The organism is Chitinophaga eiseniae (genome assembly GCF_012641265.1).
Taxonomy (GTDB): domain Bacteria; phylum Bacteroidota; class Bacteroidia; order Chitinophagales; family Chitinophagaceae; genus Chitinophaga; species Chitinophaga eiseniae_A.
The window spans coordinates 354,223-371,002 of record NZ_JABAHZ010000002.1 but is presented as its reverse complement, the minus strand read 5'-3'; the positions used below and the strand labels follow the sequence as shown (position 1 = coordinate 371,002).

Sequence of the window (16,780 nt, the reverse complement as noted above, 5' to 3'; positions counted from 1 at the left end):
CGCTATAGATTAATATATGAACATCTGGAAACCGCTTTTCCTGCTGGCATTGTCGGCAGGTTGCAGTGCAGCGGCTGTGATGGGTCAAACCCGCCCGCTAACCCTGCAGGAAGCATTACAAACAGGCCTGAAAAATTATCAGTCCATTAAGGCTAAAGAAAACTATGCTAAAGCAGCTACAGAAAATATCAGCGCAGTTAAAAGGGAATATTTACCTGACCTGAATCTTGCCGCCCAGAATAGTTACGGTACCGTAAATGGAGAAAATGGCCCCACCTGGGGATATAAAGGCTGGACTACCGGCGCTTCCGGGCCGGCCATGCCATCGCAAAACTGGAATGCCGCCTTCGGCGGACTATACCTGGCCAACATCAGCTGGGATGTGATCACATTTGGCCGCCAACATGCCAAAGTTTTGGCCGCCAAAGAACAACTGAACACCAACCAGGCAGACCTGGAACAGGAAAAATTTGAACAACAGGTACGCATTGCCGGCGCCTATCTCAACCTGCTGGCAGCACAGCGGCTCAGAGGGTCTATGGAATCTAACCTTAAACGGGCGGAAGATCTCCGGCATCTCATCGTTTCAAGGGCTTTAAATGGCCTTACCGCAGGGGTAGACAGCTCTATTGCCAATGCAGAAGTATCCAAAGCACAGCTAACGCTCATAGATGCCGTGAACTATGAAAATGCGCAACGCAATAAGCTCGCGGAAATGATGGATGTACCCGACCAGGATTTTACACTGGATACCACTTTCGTGACCAAAATACCTAATCAGCTGCTGGAAACCGTATCAGCACAAGATGCTGTGTCGCTAAAAGCACAACCCCTGCTCCGTTTATTTGGCTCCAGGATATCATTGAGCGAAGCCAGTCAACAGCTGCTCAGCAAAAATGCCATGCCCCGCCTGTCATTTATGGGCGTTATGCAAACCCGTGGATCTGGCTTCGACTACGACTACGGTGTTGCTAACCCGTCGCATTTCAGCCAGGGGTACTGGTCAGGCGTAAAACCACAGGTAGCCAACTATCTGGTTGGGCTGAATCTTTCCTGGACAGTGACCGACTTGTGGCGTACCCATGCCCAGGTAGCCCGTCAGCATTACACTACGGAAGGACTTAAGAACGAATACAACCAAACATATAATCGCCTGCAACACCAGCTACAATTGTCGGAACAGCAGATAGAAAATGCGGTGAAAAAATACCGGGAAGCACCCATTGGCCTGAAAGCTGCCAGTGACGCCTTCTTACAGAAAAGTACGCTGTATGAAAACGGGTTATCCAATATCGCAGACCTGGCCCAGGCGCTTTATAATATTAATCGCGCAGAAACAGACCGCGATATTGCCTACAATGGCGTATGGCAGGCCATCCTGTATAAATCTGCTACCGTAGGGGATTTGCAGTTGTTTCTGAACCAGCTTTGAGTAGGTGTGAAAGTGTGCGTTAAACAGCCAATCATCATTTTTTGAACAAGTATTTATGAACCTGATTAAAACCGCATTACAAAAGCCAATAGCCGTCATCGTAGTCGTGATGGGATTATTGTTTTTTGGTATTAAAGCTACGCGGGATATTAAGATAGATATTTTCCCCGACCTTAACCTGCCGGCCATTTACGTATCACAACCTTACGGAGGCATGTCGCCGCAACAAATGGAAGGGTTTATTGCTACCAACTACCAGAACCTGTTCCTGTACGTAACAGGAGTAAAAGATATTGAGGCCAAGAACATACAGGGCCTCACCATGATTAAGATTTCTTTTTACGAAGGGACTAATATGGCGCAGGCAGCGGCGGAAGTGACCGCCATGGCCAATCGTGCATTTTCCGCGATGCCAGCCGGTACACAACCGCCTTTCATTATCCGCTTTGACGCTTCTACTTTACCCATCGGGCAGCTGGCACTCAGTAGTCCCAAGCGCTCCAACAACGAACTGCAGGACCTGGCGATGACCGTGGTACGACCGTCTTTCAGCCGTATCGCGGGACTTACCTCCCCGGCGCCGTTTGGAGGGAACTCCCGTACCATTGTGATTCATGTGGACCCGGAGCAGATGCGTAGTCACCATCTTACGGCCGACCAGGTAGTAGCTGCCATCAAAGACAATAACCAGATATCTCCCGCAGGTAACGTACGTATCGGCGATATTACCTACCTCACACCCACTAATACCGTTATCCGTACCGTAAAGGAATTTGAAAATATTCCGCTGGTCATGGGAGATGGACCTACCGTGTTTGTAAGAGATGTGGCGAAAGTCGAAGATGCGGCAGACGTAACCACCAGCTATGCCGTAATCAACGGAAAACGCTCTGTTTATCTCCCCGTTATTAAAACCGCAGATGCCTCTACCTGGACGGTGGTAAACAACCTGAAAGCGGCATTGCCCAATATCCAGAAACTACTGCCGGAAGACGTGAAAGTATCTTTCGTATTTGACCAGAGCGTGTATGTGATCAATGCAGTAAAAAGCCTGATCAGTGAAGGAGTTATTGGGGCGGTATTGACGGCTTTGATGGTGCTCCTGTTTTTAGGTGACCGCCGCAGCGCTTATATCGTTATCATTACCATCCCGGTTTCCATCATCGTTGGGGTGATGTTCCTAAAACTGGCCGGACAAACCATCAACATCATGACGTTGAGCGGATTGGCGCTGGCGATTGGTATCCTGGTAGATGAGTCAACAGTAACCATTGAAAATATTCACCAGCACCTGGAAATGGGCAAAACGAAAGCCCAGGCGGTATGGCATGCGTGCCAGGAAATAGCTTTTCCCAAGCTGCTGATCCTGTTTTGCATCCTGGCAGTATTTGCGCCGTCCTTTACAATGGCGGGCGTACCCAGGTCGATGTTCATGCCGTTGTCGCTGGCCATCGGTTTTTCTATGATCGCTTCCTACCTGCTATCGCAAACATTGGTACCCATTCTGGCCAACTGGATGCTGAAGGCAGAAAAATTCCAGCATCACGCCCGGCCACATGTGCACAGCGATGATCCGCATAAAACGGCAGGCTATATTGAAACAGAGATTGCCGATGAAAAACAGCACCAGCAAACCATTTCAGGCTTCGACCGGTTTAAGCTGCGTTTCATAGGCTGGCTGGAAACACTATTGAAAAGACGCAAACTGGTGATAGGTGCTTATTTTATCGGCGTTATCGCCATTGTAGTGCTATGTATAAGCGTTATAGGCCGTGATATATTACCTAAACTAAATAACGGGCAATTCCAGTTGCGCCTCCGGCAGCCAACTGGTACCCGGCTGGAACGGACGGAAACCATGGTGATTAAATCAACGGATATCCTGAAGGAGTTGGTGGGCGAAAAAAATATCGATATCACCTCCTCCTTCATCGGTACCCATCCATCGTCTTATTCCACCAATCCCATCTACCTGTTTATGGCTACTCCTAACGAAGCCGTACTGCAGGTAAATCTGAAGGAAGACTACAAGGTGAATATGGACGAGTTCAAGGAAAAGCTGCGTAAGCGTATCCACGAACAAATGCCGGAAGTGAAAATGAGCTTTGAGCCGATAGATCTCACGGATAAAGTGATGAGCCAGGGAGCGTCTACTCCTATTGAAATTGCGATAATGGGCAAAAATCTGAAAGAAAGTGTACCCTACGCGGAAAGAGTAATGGAAGAGATGAAGAAGATTCCTTACCTGCGGGATGTACAGATTAACCAGCCCATGAATTATCCTGCTATCCGTATCAACATTGATCGCGAGCGGGCAGGTCAGCTGGGGGTAAGCATTACAGATATTGCTAAGTCATTAACGGCCTCTACTTCTTCCAGCCGCTTTACAGAAAAAAATAACTGGTTGGATGAACGCAATGCCACTTCGTATTTTGTGCAGATATCGGTACCCGAAAATGAAATGACTTCCATCAGTGATATGGCAGCCATTCCTGTCAGCAAAGATAAAACCCGTCCTTCCCTGGGAGATGTGGCCACTTTAACACCCGATACGGTGGTGGGAGAGTATGATCGTATTGGCCCGGTAAGGATTGTATCTATTGGCGCTAATATTCATAAGAGAGATTTGGGCAGGGCATCTGAAGCCGTAGCAGCAGCAATAAAGAGAGCCGGTGAGCCTCCCCGTGGTATTTCAGTGGAGAAACGCGGGTTAATGAACCTGTTGAATGATACACTGGACAGCCTGCAATCCGGTTTGCTGGTAGCCATTGTGGTAATCCTGTTACTCCTGGCAGCCAATTTCCAGTCGTTTAAAGTAGCGCTGGTAGTAGTGTCTACCATCCCTGCGGTACTGGCGGGATCTTTAATTATGTTGCTGATCACGGGATCCACATTGAACCTGCAATCGTATATGGGTATTATCATGTCGGTGGGCGTATCGGTAGCCAATGCAATCCTGTTGATTACCAATGCCGAAAAATTACGACTGGAGAACCATGATGCCCGCAGGTCAGCACTGGAAGGAACGTCTATCCGTTTGCGTCCTATCCTGATGACCAGTATTGCGATGGTAGCCGGTATGATTCCAATGGCCTCCGGGCTGGGTGAGGCCGGCGATCAGACTGCTCCGCTGGGACGCGCGGTTATCGGCGGTTTGATTGCCAGTACCATGGCTTCCCTGTTTATTCTGCCACTGATCTTCTCCTGGGTGCAACAGAAAACCAGTGTAAAATCAGTGTCACTGGATCCGGAAGATGAAAACAGCGAGTATTATGTGCCAGGCGCTCCGCGCGTTTAATGAGTATAACTATAATGACTAAACGACATATCAATATCATGAACATAAATAAATACAGCCTGTCGTATACTGTGATGACGGCTGCTGCATTGCTGCCTCTTGGATTATTTTTCGCTTCCTGCCACAGCTCCCATGCAGAAGATGAGTCGGGCACTGAGAGTCACAGTGTACAGGTAAAGGTGATTCATCTGCAGAAAAGCCAGCTGGACGCTTCACTCCGGCTGCCGGGTGAAATAAAGCCCTTCCAGTTTGCCGACCTGTATGCCAAAGTGAACAGCTATGTGAAGAATGTGAATGTAGACCTGGGAAGCCAGGTAACAGCAGGACAGGTACTGGCTACCCTCGATGCGCCGGAAATGAATACACAGCTACTGGAAGCGCAATCCCGCCTTCATACTAAAGAAGCCATGTTTCGTGCCAGCAGGGCCACCTACGAGCGTTTGCTGAAAACAAGCAAAGTGCCGGGAACTATTTCTCCCAATGACCTGGATATGGCTTTTGAAAAAATGAGTGCCGACAGCGCCGAGCTGTTGTCTGCCCGTTCCTCTTATCACGAAGTGCAGCAAATGCTGGGCTACCTGGTTATCCGGGCGCCTTTCAGCGGTGTTATCAGTCAGCGTAATGTACACCCGGGAACTTATGTAGGCCCCGCCGGCAAAGGATCCGACAAACCGCTGTTTCGCATAGAAGAACAACAAAAACTGCGTTTATCCATTGCCGTTCCAGAGGTGTATACGGAGGAAGCACATCAGGCAGAAGATGTTCGCTTTACCGTAAAATCCCTGCCGGGTGATACTTTCTCCGCAAAAGTGAGCCGTGTAGCCGGTAGCCTGGATGTGAAGCTGCGCTCTGAAACCCTGGAGATGGATGTGGCTAACAAAAACGCCAGGTTATTACCAGGTATGTATGCAGAAGTTCAAATGCCGTTGCCCGGCAAAAAAGACGTCTATGTGGTGCCTAAGTCTGCCGTGGTAAGTAATTCAGAAAAAGTATTTGTGATCAAATCGGTGATGAATAAGGCGGTATGGACACCGGTGAAATGCGGTAACGAATCGAACGGGAAGATAGAAGTATTTGGCGATTTATCGGATGATGATCAGCTGGTACAAAATGGAAGCGATGAAATAAAAGACGGAACACCTTTACAGGTGATAGCAAAATAATGTGTGTGTTTAAGGACGGGAATAGTTTGTGAACCGATGAATCAATTTGGGTAGAAGAATCAATACAATGGTTGAACGGATCAAATAATGAAGCATCAATAAAATCGGCCTATATACGGTAATGTAAAGAGTGACCTATAGCAGGCAAACTATTTCCCGGATGAATGAGCTATCAGCGCTTCTGTAAAAGGAGGCGCTGTTGCTTTAAACCGCCCAAAGAGAATTGTTACCAACGGGTAACAGTTGTAGGTTTAGGTAAAACGGCCGGAATAATCTTATTCCGGTTTTTTATTGCCGGCCCTTTTGTAAAAAATAAAACCTCCCAAAGAAATACTCCGGGAGGTTAATATCGTTGAAAGACTACCACCGATTACCAGTCTTTTTCTGCCTGCGTCGGTTGTCCTTTTACTTTCTTGGCTTTATCCTGCAATTTCTTTTCTTCCTGCGACAATGCCTGTAATAAGCGTTCCGCTTCCTGTTTGCTCATTTTGCTGGGCTGTGGCTGTGGTTTCTGCTGTTCCTGGTCTTCTTTGTCTTTGTTCTGCTGGTCTTTGTTCTGATCTTTATTCTGGTCTTTGTTTTTGTCCTTATCCTGCTGGTCTTTGTTTTGATCCTTTTTGTCCTGGTCTTTGTTCTTATCGTTCTTGTTCTGATCCTTATTTTTATCCTTATTCTTGTCTTTGTTTTTATCCTTGTTTTTGTCGTTGCCGCCGCCTTGCTGTTGTTTTTTCAGCATAGCCTGGGCATATGCCAGGTTATAACGGGCATCTTCATCGGAAGGATTGAGTTTCAGCGCTTGTTTGTAGGATTTAATACTTTCCTCCCATTTTTTCCCTTCCATGTAGGTGTTACCGATGTTGTAATCGGCATCGGATTTAAGGCCTTGCTTATTACCCAGTTTCAGGCTGTTGGCGTATTGGGTGCGGGCATCATCGTAACGTTTTTGCTGGTACAATGAATTACCCAGGTTATAGCTGCCTATAGGTGATTGTGCATTTTGTTCTACAGCTTTTTTATAGGCTGCTTCGGCATCGGGGAACTGTTGTTTCTGATACAGTTCATTTCCCTTACGGATGTATTTATTGGCGCCGTTTTGTGCAAACAGGCTAACGCCGGAAAGCAGGGCTACCGTGGTAATAAAACAATATTTTAAAAAAGTAATTTTCATGAGCCATTATTGTAATTAAGCCGCTGAGGCGTTATCTGTAGTGCGTTTGCGCCGTACTTCAGGAATAAAAAATTCTATCAGCAGCAATGCCAGGCATACGCCCAGGAAATATTGAAAATAGCTATTGTAGTCGGTGAAAACATTTTCTCCAAACTCTTTCTGCTCCATGCTGTCTATTTTGCTCACCAGCGTGGCTACTACATCATCCGTATTATTATCCAGGTGTTGATAGATGCCTTTACCAGCAGCGGCAATAGATTTGAGTTCCGCTTCATTTAGTTTGGAAATAACGGTTTTGCCTTCCCTGTCTTTTTTATAACCGCCGGTTTCCGGGTCGGGCAGCGTGGATCCGGACGGAGAGCCAATGCCAATGGTGTTGGTAACTGCCCCGTTTTCGAAGGCAGCTTTGGTATGTTGGATGGCGGTTTCGTCATGATCTTCCCCATCTGATATGATAATGAGGGCTTTATGTTTGCGTTCCTTTTTATTGAAGGCATCATCTGCTACCTGTATAGCCTGCCCGATAGCAGTTCCCTGTGAGGGGATCATGTCGGGAGATACAGTACTGAGATACATTTTCGCAGCGGAATAATCTACGGTCAGCGGCATCTGGAGATAGGCGTTGCCGGCAAATACCACCAACCCAATCCGGTCATTATCCAGTTTGTCCATTAACTTACTAACGAGCTGACGGGCACGGGTCAGGCGGTCGGGTTGCACATCTGTAGCCAGCATACTTTTACTCACGTCCAGGGCTATCATCACATCTACGCCCTTGCGGGTGATCTTTTCCATACGGCTGCCTTTTTGCAGGTTGGCGAGACCAACAACCCCAAAGAAGAAGGCCAGGAAAATAAGCAGGAACTTTACTACAAAGAGCTTACGGGAATAGCCGGTAAAAAGCTTTTCTACCAATGCCTGGTCGCCAATACGGCGTATAGAACGGCGTTTCCACCAGGATACACCCAAAAAGGCCACCTGCAGTACCAGCAGCAGCACTAAAGCCCATAAATACTCACTATGTTGAAATCGTAACATATTCGATTTTAAGATATCCGTTACCGGTAGTAAACCTGGTAAGGTATCAAAAATAATTTTTTTGTCACGTATTGCAAGCCGTAGGGGTGGGGTTTTATCGTTTTTTTAACGATCGGCAGTGTGGGAGCGGGGAACCTGGTGGTGGTTTGCAGGTCTTGTTGCCTGCAAACCACTGTAGTACAGAAAATTACATTTCTCCTTTAAAATATCCGGCATCTGTCAGGATATCTTTCAGGATAGCCATGCGTACGGCAGGGATATCCACTTTAGGGTCTTCTGTTTCTATATTCAGTATAAAGAAGGAGGGGTGCCTGTTTTCTTCTATCCAGCCTACTACCCAGCCCAGCTTTTTTACATCGGCGTTGTCCCATCCGGTTTTATAGGACAGTTCATATTTCGGCGTTTTTTCCATGAGCATCACATCCCGGACAGTTTTCATAGTGGTTTTGGCGAACGGCAGCTGGTCGAAATACAGTTTTTTGGCAAAACCCAACTCTTCATCCGGAGAAACCAGCAGGGAATTGTCCAGCCAGAAGGTATCTACCCGGCTGATTTTCATGTTGCCATATTTAATGGAATCCAGCCACATTTTCAGGGTAGGCTGACCAATACGGCGGGCTACTTCCTGGAAATAAGGGACGTTCGACTGTTTAAAAGCCTGTACCATGCTCAGGTCCTGGATCACCATGTTGGTATCCTTGATAGCACCGGTATGCACCCCTATAAGAGCAGTGAATATATCGAAGGATGCAGCTGGCTGAAAGCGTTTCTGGGCTCTTTCGAGATTGTATACCTGGAATGTGCCCTGGCTATTGCTAAATAACATGAAAGTGCCTTCTACCTTGTATTGGGCGAAGTATTTTTCCCAGCCTTTTTCTTCTTTTACGTTATTGGGTGCGCAGGCCGCAAGCGACAAACCTATCGCTAATAACATCCAGCCAAACCGTTTCATCAGCATAAATGATTGAATTATGAGCTGCAAAAGTAGCAAAAAGCATAAAGCAAAAAGCTATTGAGGCGAATGGCCCGCGCGACTTTAATATCCGCAGAGATCCTTCGCCTCAATAGCTTTTTGCTTTATGCTTTTCGCTTATTTAATAACTCCCAGTTCCCTACCCACTTTGGTAAAGGCGGCAATGGCCCTGTCGAGGTGTTCCTGTTCATGACCAGCGCTCAGCTGTACACGGATGCGTGCCTGACCTTTCGGAACTACCGGGAAGAAGAAGCCGATAACATAAATACCTTCCTGTAGCAGTTTGTCGGCAAACTGGGCGCTTAATACGGCATCGTACAGCATAACCGGAACAATCGGGTGATCTCCGGGTTTAATATCAAAACCAGCTTCCGTCATTTTAGTACGGAAGTATTTGGTGTTATATTCCAGTTTATCACGCAGGGTGGTAGTTTCGCTCAGCATATCCAGCACGGCGATGGAGGCGCCTACTATACTGGGGGCTACGGAATTGGAAAAGAGATAAGGACGGCTGCGCTGACGCAGGATGTCTACCACCTCTTTACGACCGCTGGTAAATCCGCCGGAAGCTCCACCGAGGGCCTTGCCCAAAGTACCCGTAATGATGTCTACACGGCCCATTACGCCTCTGTATTCATGGGTACCACGGCCCGTTTTGCCCAGGAAGCCAGAGGAATGGCTTTCATCGGACATGACAATGGCATCATATTTATCGGCCAGCTCACAGATCTTATCCAGCTGGGCAATAGTACCATCCATACTGAAAGACCCGTCAGTTACGATGATACGGCTACGGCAATCTTTTGCTTCCTGGAGTTTTGCTTCCAGGTCAGCCATATTGTTGTGCTCGTAACGGAAACGCTGTGCTTTACACAGGCGCACGCCATCGATAATGGAAGCATGGTTCAAAGCATCAGATATAATGGCATCCTGTTCGTTAAACAGGGGTTCAAATACGCCTCCATTGGCATCGAAAGCAGCTACATATAAGATAGTATCTTCCGTACCCAGGAATTTAGAAATCTTTTCTTCCAGCTCCCGGTGAATATCCTGTGTGCCGCAAATGAAGCGTACACTACTCATCCCATAGCCATGGGTATCAATTGCTTCCTTGGCTGCCTTCACAACCGCCGGGTGAGAAGACAGGCCCAGGTAGTTGTTGGCACAGAAATTTAGCACCGTTTTACCTCCCACCTGTATTTCAGCTCCCTGCTCTGATGTAATAATACGTTCTCTCTTATACAGGCCGGCCTTGTTGATATCGCCGAGTTCTTCCCGTAAACGGGTGATAAACTGCTCGTTCATAAATTCCAATATTTAGATTGAATCTGGCAATAAATGTATTACGATAATTGCTCGCGCAAATGAGTAACGGGTGGATAACCAAAAAGTTTGACCCAGGTGTAACATTTAACCGTTGCACTGCGTCATAGTACTATCATGATTATAAATGCCATGAAATGAAAAACTGATAACGACCTCTTGAAATGAAATGCTAAAAGAGCATACTGGATAAAGGGTTGATTATTAGTTTAAATGACGTTACTACAACTGTGGAGGATTGAATTTTCGGACTTTAGAGCTGGTGTGGGTAACTACGATGGATTTGTCAATGATGGGTATTAAAGTATTTGTCGGATCTTAGCACTAAAATCCCGCACCACCGGAATGACCGAAAAGGAGTACAATAAATGCGTGGATCTGTATTCGGACAACCTGTTCCGCTTTATCGTTAAAAATCTGGAAAACGCGGAAGACGCCAGGGACGTAGTACAGAATTCATTCGAAATATTGTGGAAACACTGTCAGGATGTGCCTTTTGAAAAGGCAAAGTCATACCTGTTTACAGTGGGCTACCACAATATGATCGACCATGTACGTAAGGTTAAGCGGGTTACACTGGTAGAACAATTCAAGGACGAAGAGAAAATTTCGGATCATAAAGTGCACAATGCCAAGGAAGTGATCGAAAAAGCTTTGTCTAAATTGAGTGAAGTGCAGCGCTCCCTCGTAATGCTGAAGGATTATGAAGGATACTCTTACGACGAAATTGGAGAAATGATGGGATTAAACCCGTCCCAGGTAAAAGTGTACCTGCATAGAGCCAGGATTCACCTTAAAAATTACCTGGTAAAGATGGAAAACGTAATATAAATAATTATATTTTATAAAACATTGATAATAAATAAAAATCTTGTCAATCGAGATTAACATATCAAACTACGAGTCGTTTCTGCTCAGCTACATAGATGGTGAGTTGAATGAGGCAGAACAGGCAGCCCTGGAACTTTTTCTCCAGGAGCACCCTCAATTCCGGCAGGAGCTGGAATTGCTGGAAGGCACGCGGTTGGTTCCGGATGAAACGATCTCCTTTGGTAATAAAGCTGCTTTATACAGAACCGGAGTTCCGGGATTGCCAGACATGGAAGAACTCATGCTGGGCTACATCGACGGAGAATTGACAGTTGCAGAAGAGAAAGCACTACAAGAATACCTGGAACAACATCCCGCCGCCCAAAAAGAGCTGACGTTATTACAGGCCACTAAATTAACACCCGATACCAGCCTGGTATTTACAGATAAAGCTTCCCTGTACCGGAGCAGTGAGCGCAAAACAGCGCCCATTTACCGCCGCCTGGGATGGGTAGCCGCCGCTGCTGCGGTGGTAGCCGGCCTGCTTATCTGGCTGTTGCCAGCAGGTAATCACCCTACCGGCGCGCCTGCCTTGGCAGATAAAGGAACGGTAACAGCTCCCAAGCCCGTTATCCCGGCTCCAAAGGCCATACCAATCGCTGAAGCTCCCGTAGCAACACCATCTGTAGCTATTCCTGCATCTCCGACCCCGGCAGCTTCGCCGCTGCTGGCCACCAATCATAAAAAATCGGCTATCCGGGAAAGAAAAACAACAACAGCCGGTGTAACGGCAACACAGGAGCAGACCATCGCTGCAGCTCCCAAAACAGATGCGCCAGTTATGTCACAACTGCCTCCACAGCGTAATTCAGTGGAAGATGTAGTGGCGCAACATAGGCAGCAAACAGATAATACACCTATTTCAACGGCCATTCATCCAGAAGTAAGTAGCGAACCCATGCTGGCTGCCAACACTAAAATTCCGAATAGCGCCGGTACTAATAAGATAACGCCCGCCGAAACACCACCGCCAATTCAGGGTGAGCTGATTATGTCAGTAAGCGGTAGCGATAGTAAATTACTCGACAAAGTAACCAACGTAGCAAAGTTTTTCTCCCGTAAACGGAACAAACAATAAATCATGGTCATAGCATATGAAGCATAAAATTTTACTCATTTTGTTACTGGTATTATGTGGCGAATGGGCTCATGCGCAAAAGGCAGATACAAAAAACACTCCGGCTACTCCGGATACCATACAGATAAAAGGACTCATCATCATAAAAGGGAAGAATGATAAGGGACGTACCAGTTATAAATTTTATAACGATACGGCCTACGCCCGGCATAAGCTGAAGAAAAACCTGCAAACAAAATGGTTTGTATTTGACCTGGGGTTCAATAACTACATCGATCGTAGCGACTATACAGGCGCCAGTTTTATCAATTATTATCCCAATAACAGCAATTATTATAATGGCGCAGTAGCCATGAACGCCGCCGCCCAGCGGTCGTACGACTATTCTGCTGCCGGATTGGCCACCTTTGCCCCCCGGGAAGCCAGTGAACCTTTAACACCATCTGAATTTAAACTTATCACCGGAAAATCGATCAATTTTAATATCTGGTTGTTTGAACAGCGACTTAATATAACAAAACACAAACTAAACTTGTTATACGCTTTAGGATTAGAAATGAATAACTATAGGTTTGCCCGCAGCATTACATACCTGCCAGGCTATCCTACACAAATAATCCGGGATACCGTAGAATTTTCAAAAAACAAGCTATTCGCCGAATATATATCCGTACCGGTAATGCTTAATTTTAATTCTAACCCCGCCCGCCCGAGCCGCGCGTTCCAGGCGAGTTTTGGTGTCTCTGGTGGTTATCTGCTCAAATCCCGGACAAAACAAATCAGCCAGGAAAGAGGTAAAGTGAGAAAAACTGATGACTTTAATCTCAACAAATGGCGTTTCGGTTTAACCAGTGAGCTGGGGTATGGTCCTGTGAAGTTGTATGCAAATTTTGCCCTCACGCCGTTGCATGATTATGGGTTACAACAATATCCGTTCTCAATCGGTATCCGGTTGAACGGTTTCTAAGCTCTATTTTAGCCAGTCCTAAATTGTATTTATGCGTTCTTTTGTTGCACTGATGACATGTATTGCCTGCATTGCATGGATTCATTCCTGTGAGAAGCGCCTTTTGGGTGTAAGACTTGAGAAAAATAATGAAAATAAGGTGGCGCCTTCGCCAGAGATATATGTAACCACAGGGGTTCCCACCAGACCTGTAAGTTATATTGCCCATGCTGCCAGCCTGGTTACGCTGCCCGTAAATCCTCCCCGGATCAGGAACCGTGCTAAAAAGCCTGATCATGCTCCCAAAGCATATGACTCCCTGTTGTTTCGCCAGGCCCTCGCAAAAGGAAAATATTCCCAGTATAACAACAACATTCCCTGAAATTACCCCTAAAATCGTCCACTTGTTAAGATAATGACCGATTAAACAATCGGTTGCCCCCTCGTTTTATCTACCGCTCATACAATTCTCCCCATTTTTATATTTATTTATTTTTCACTTCCGGTATATTTGACAGACAAATTTCAAAAAACCAACTACTGTATGAGTCTTAAAAGAGTCGTATCACTATTCCTGTTTGCCTGCACTTTACAAACCGCAGGAGCCCAGGAAAAATATCAATGGAAAGAGGCTACTGCTGGTGGATACACCTACAAGTACATCTCCAATGACCCGATGAAGGCCCGTTTTTACACGTTGAAAAACGGATTGACCGTTATCCTGAGTGTCAATAAAAAAGACCCCAGAATCCAGACCCTGATCGGAACCCGCGCGGGTAGCGATAATGATCCGAAAGATCATACAGGACTGGCCCACTACCTGGAACACCTGTTATTTAAAGGTACCCAGCAGTACGGTTCCCTCGATTGGGCAAAAGAAAAACCGCTGATTGACAAAATCTCCGATTTGTACGATAAGTACAACAAAACGGTGGATCCCGCTGCGCGTAAAGCAGTTTATCATGAAATCGACAGCGTATCCGGTGTCGCCGCCAAGTATGCGATTGCCAACGAATACGATAAAATGATGACCGGTATGGGAGCCCAGGGCACCAATGCCCACACCTGGGTGGAAGAAACCATTTATGAAGAAGACATTCCCTCCAACGCCATCGATAAGTACCTGACTGTTCAGGCAGAGCGCTTCCGCGATCCCGTTTTCCGCCTGTTCCATACAGAGCTGGAAGCCGTGTACGAAGAAAAGAACCGTGGACTGGATAACGATGGCCGCAAAGTATATGAAACTATGCTTGCTGCCTTGTTTCCAACGCACAACTACGGTCAGCAGTCTACCATTGGTACCGTTGAACACCTCAAGAATCCAAACCTGAAGGCGATTCGCCAGTTCTATAATGAGTATTATGTACCTAACAATATGGCCGTAGTAATGGCGGGTGACTTTGACCCGGATTACGTGGTTAAATTAATTGATCAGAAATTCGCTTATATGAAAGCTAAGCCGGTAAAGGAATACAAGCCTGCGCCGGAAGCACCTATCAAATCGCCTGTTGTAAAAGAAGTATTAGGCCCCGATGCTGAAAGCGTTGATATCGCCTTCAGAATGCCCGGCGCACTCGATACTAAATCCAACCTGGTACTGGGCGTAATGGGTTCTATTCTCCAGAATGGAAAAGCAGGCCTGCTCGACCTGAATATCAACAAACAACAGAAAGTGTTGAACGCCAGCGCAGGTGTGATGAGCCTGAAAGACTACTCCATCTTCTCTCTCAGTGGTAAAGCTAAACAAGGCCAAACCCTGGAAGATGTAAAAGCGCTGTTACTGAGTCAGCTGGAAATCCTGAAAAAAGGAGATTTCGATGAAACGCTGGTAAAAGCCATCGTTAACAACGCCAAGTTGAGCGAGCTCCAGGGACTGGAAAACAACAATAACCGCGCTACCTCCCTGATGGATGCTTTCATTAAGAGCCGGGCGCAGGATTGGGCACATGATGTAGCCTATGTAGATGATATGGGCACTGTTACAAAAAAACAAATCGTTGACTATGCGAATAAATACCTCAACGATAATTATGTGATCATCTACAAACGCAAAGGTGAAGATAAAAGCATCGAGAAAGTAGAGAAGCCTGCTATTACGCCGGTAGAAGTAAACAGAGAAGCACAATCTGCATTCCTGAAACAGGTGGCCACTATGCCTGCCACCCCTGTAAAGCCACAGTGGCTGGATTATGAAAAAGACATCCAGAAAACTACTGTTGGTAATACCGATATGATGTATGTACAGAACAAAGACAACGGTCTGTTCCACCTGTATTATCGTTTCGATATGGGTAGCTGGAATAATAAAAAGCTTCCCCTGGCAGCACAATACCTGCAATTCCTGCGTACCGATAAGTATACCTCCGAGCAGATCAGCAAAGAGTTTTACAATATCGCCTGTAACTTTAGCATATCAGCCTCTACAGACAATACCACTATTTCTATCTCTGGTTTGCAGGACAACTTCGATAAAGCCGTTGCTTTATTTGAACACGTGATTGCTAACTGTAAGCCAGACGAAGCTGCTTTGGCTGCGCTGAAAGGCCGTTTACAGAAAGCCCGCGCAGATAGTAAACTGAATAAAGGCGCCATCATGAAAGGAGTGATAAACTATGCCATGTATGGTGCTAAAAATCCGTTCAATAACCAGTTGAGCCAGGCAGAACTGGATGCGGTCACCGCTACAGAGCTGACCGATATCTTGCACGAGCTGCCAGCCTATAAACATACCATCATTTATTGGGGACCTCAGCCACTGGAAACAGCTGCTGCCGATGTGAAAAAATTGCATACACTGGCTGCCAGCTTTAAAGCAGCACCTGCAGCCGTTAAGTTTGTAAAAGACAACCAGGCTCAAAACCAGGTACTTTTTGCTGATTACGATATGGTACAAACGGAAGTAAACTGGCTGAGAAATGCCGACGTGTATGATCCTGCTAAAACCGGTATCGTAACGCTGTTTAACAGCTACTTTGGCGGTGGAATGGGTTCCGTAGTATTCCAAACTATCCGTGAGTCTAAAGCATTGGCTTACTCTACTTATGCATTCCTGGCATCGCCGGATAAGAAGAGTGAACGCTATTCTGCCATCGCTTACGTAGGTAGCCAGGCCGACAAAATGAATGATGCGATCACCGGCATGAACGAATTGCTGAATGATATTCCACGTTCCGATAAACTGCTGGAAACAGCTAAGGAAAGCATGAAACAGGATATCGAAACAGAACGTATCACCAACGACGGTATTATTTTCAGCTACCTGGCAGCACAAAAGCTGGGACTGAACACAGATATCCGTAAACAGGTGTATGAGTCTATCGATAAAATGAACTTCGATGAAGTGAAGAAATTCCATGATGAATATCTCGCTCATAAACCATATACTTATTGCATCGTTGCTTCTGAGAAGAAAGTGGGCGAAGAGCTGAAGAAATATGGAGCAGTGAAGAAACTCTCCCTGGAAGAGATTTTCGGCTACTAATAGTATCCGC

12 protein-coding genes are annotated in these 16,780 nt (G+C 46.3%); 8 read left to right on the top strand and 4 right to left on the bottom strand.

Annotated features, from left to right (window positions below):
- The first annotated feature begins 16 nt into the window (after positions 1–16).
- From HGH91_RS09080 to HGH91_RS09070, 3 genes are read left to right on the top strand one after another with little or no spacing between them, the layout of a single operon-like run.
- Positions 17–1,432, top strand: a complete 1,416-nt coding sequence (locus tag HGH91_RS09080) for a TolC family protein (RefSeq protein WP_168738148.1) — start codon at positions 17–19, stop codon at positions 1,430–1,432.
- 55 nt (positions 1,433–1,487) lie between these two features.
- Entirely contained in the window at positions 1,488–4,730 is a 3,243-nt protein-coding gene (locus HGH91_RS09075) for an efflux RND transporter permease subunit (protein ID WP_168738147.1), read from the top strand.
- A 38-nt stretch (positions 4,731–4,768) separates the two neighbouring features.
- Positions 4,769–5,893, top strand: coding sequence for an efflux RND transporter periplasmic adaptor subunit (locus HGH91_RS09070; RefSeq protein ID WP_211092250.1), 1,125 nt, complete (start codon positions 4,769–4,771; stop codon positions 5,891–5,893).
- A 370-nt stretch (positions 5,894–6,263) separates the two neighbouring features.
- Here the strand turns inward: HGH91_RS09070 and HGH91_RS09065 are convergent, their stop codons facing one another.
- From HGH91_RS09065 to kbl, 4 genes are all read right to left on the bottom strand, one after another.
- Positions 6,264–7,061, bottom strand: coding sequence for a tetratricopeptide repeat protein (locus tag HGH91_RS09065; RefSeq protein WP_168738146.1), 798 nt, complete (start codon positions 7,059–7,061; stop codon positions 6,264–6,266).
- A gap of 15 nt (positions 7,062–7,076) precedes the next feature.
- Positions 7,077–8,099, bottom strand: coding sequence for a VWA domain-containing protein (locus HGH91_RS09060; protein WP_168738145.1), 1,023 nt, complete (start codon positions 8,097–8,099; stop codon positions 7,077–7,079).
- Between the two features lie 187 nt (positions 8,100–8,286).
- On the bottom strand, positions 8,287–9,057 hold the full coding sequence (locus HGH91_RS09055) for a penicillin-binding transpeptidase domain-containing protein (RefSeq protein ID WP_247651696.1): 771 nt from the start codon (positions 9,055–9,057) through the stop codon (positions 8,287–8,289).
- 132 nt (positions 9,058–9,189) lie between these two features.
- Positions 9,190–10,377, bottom strand: a complete 1,188-nt coding sequence (gene kbl / locus HGH91_RS09050; protein ID WP_168738144.1) for a glycine C-acetyltransferase — start codon at positions 10,375–10,377, stop codon at positions 9,190–9,192.
- A gap of 363 nt (positions 10,378–10,740) precedes the next feature.
- On the opposite strand from kbl, the gene HGH91_RS09045 reads away from it, so the two are divergent.
- From HGH91_RS09045 to HGH91_RS09025, 5 genes are all read left to right on the top strand, one after another.
- Positions 10,741–11,226, top strand: coding sequence for an RNA polymerase sigma factor (locus HGH91_RS09045; RefSeq protein WP_168738143.1), 486 nt, complete (start codon positions 10,741–10,743; stop codon positions 11,224–11,226).
- Between the two features lie 40 nt (positions 11,227–11,266).
- Positions 11,267–12,343, top strand: coding sequence for an anti-sigma factor family protein (locus tag HGH91_RS09040; protein ID WP_168738142.1), 1,077 nt, complete (start codon positions 11,267–11,269; stop codon positions 12,341–12,343).
- 16 nt (positions 12,344–12,359) lie between these two features.
- Complete coding sequence (locus HGH91_RS09035) at positions 12,360–13,310, top strand: outer membrane beta-barrel protein (RefSeq protein WP_145661477.1); 951 nt, start codon at positions 12,360–12,362, stop codon at positions 13,308–13,310.
- A gap of 31 nt (positions 13,311–13,341) precedes the next feature.
- A complete protein-coding gene (locus tag HGH91_RS09030) occupies positions 13,342–13,671 on the top strand; it encodes a hypothetical protein (protein WP_168738141.1) in 330 nt (109 codons plus the stop codon).
- A 162-nt stretch (positions 13,672–13,833) separates the two neighbouring features.
- The gene (locus HGH91_RS09025) at positions 13,834–16,770 is read left to right on the top strand and encodes a M16 family metallopeptidase (protein WP_168738140.1); all 2,937 of its coding nucleotides are present in this window, start codon (positions 13,834–13,836) and stop codon (positions 16,768–16,770) included.
- Positions 16,771–16,780 lie beyond the last annotated feature (10 nt).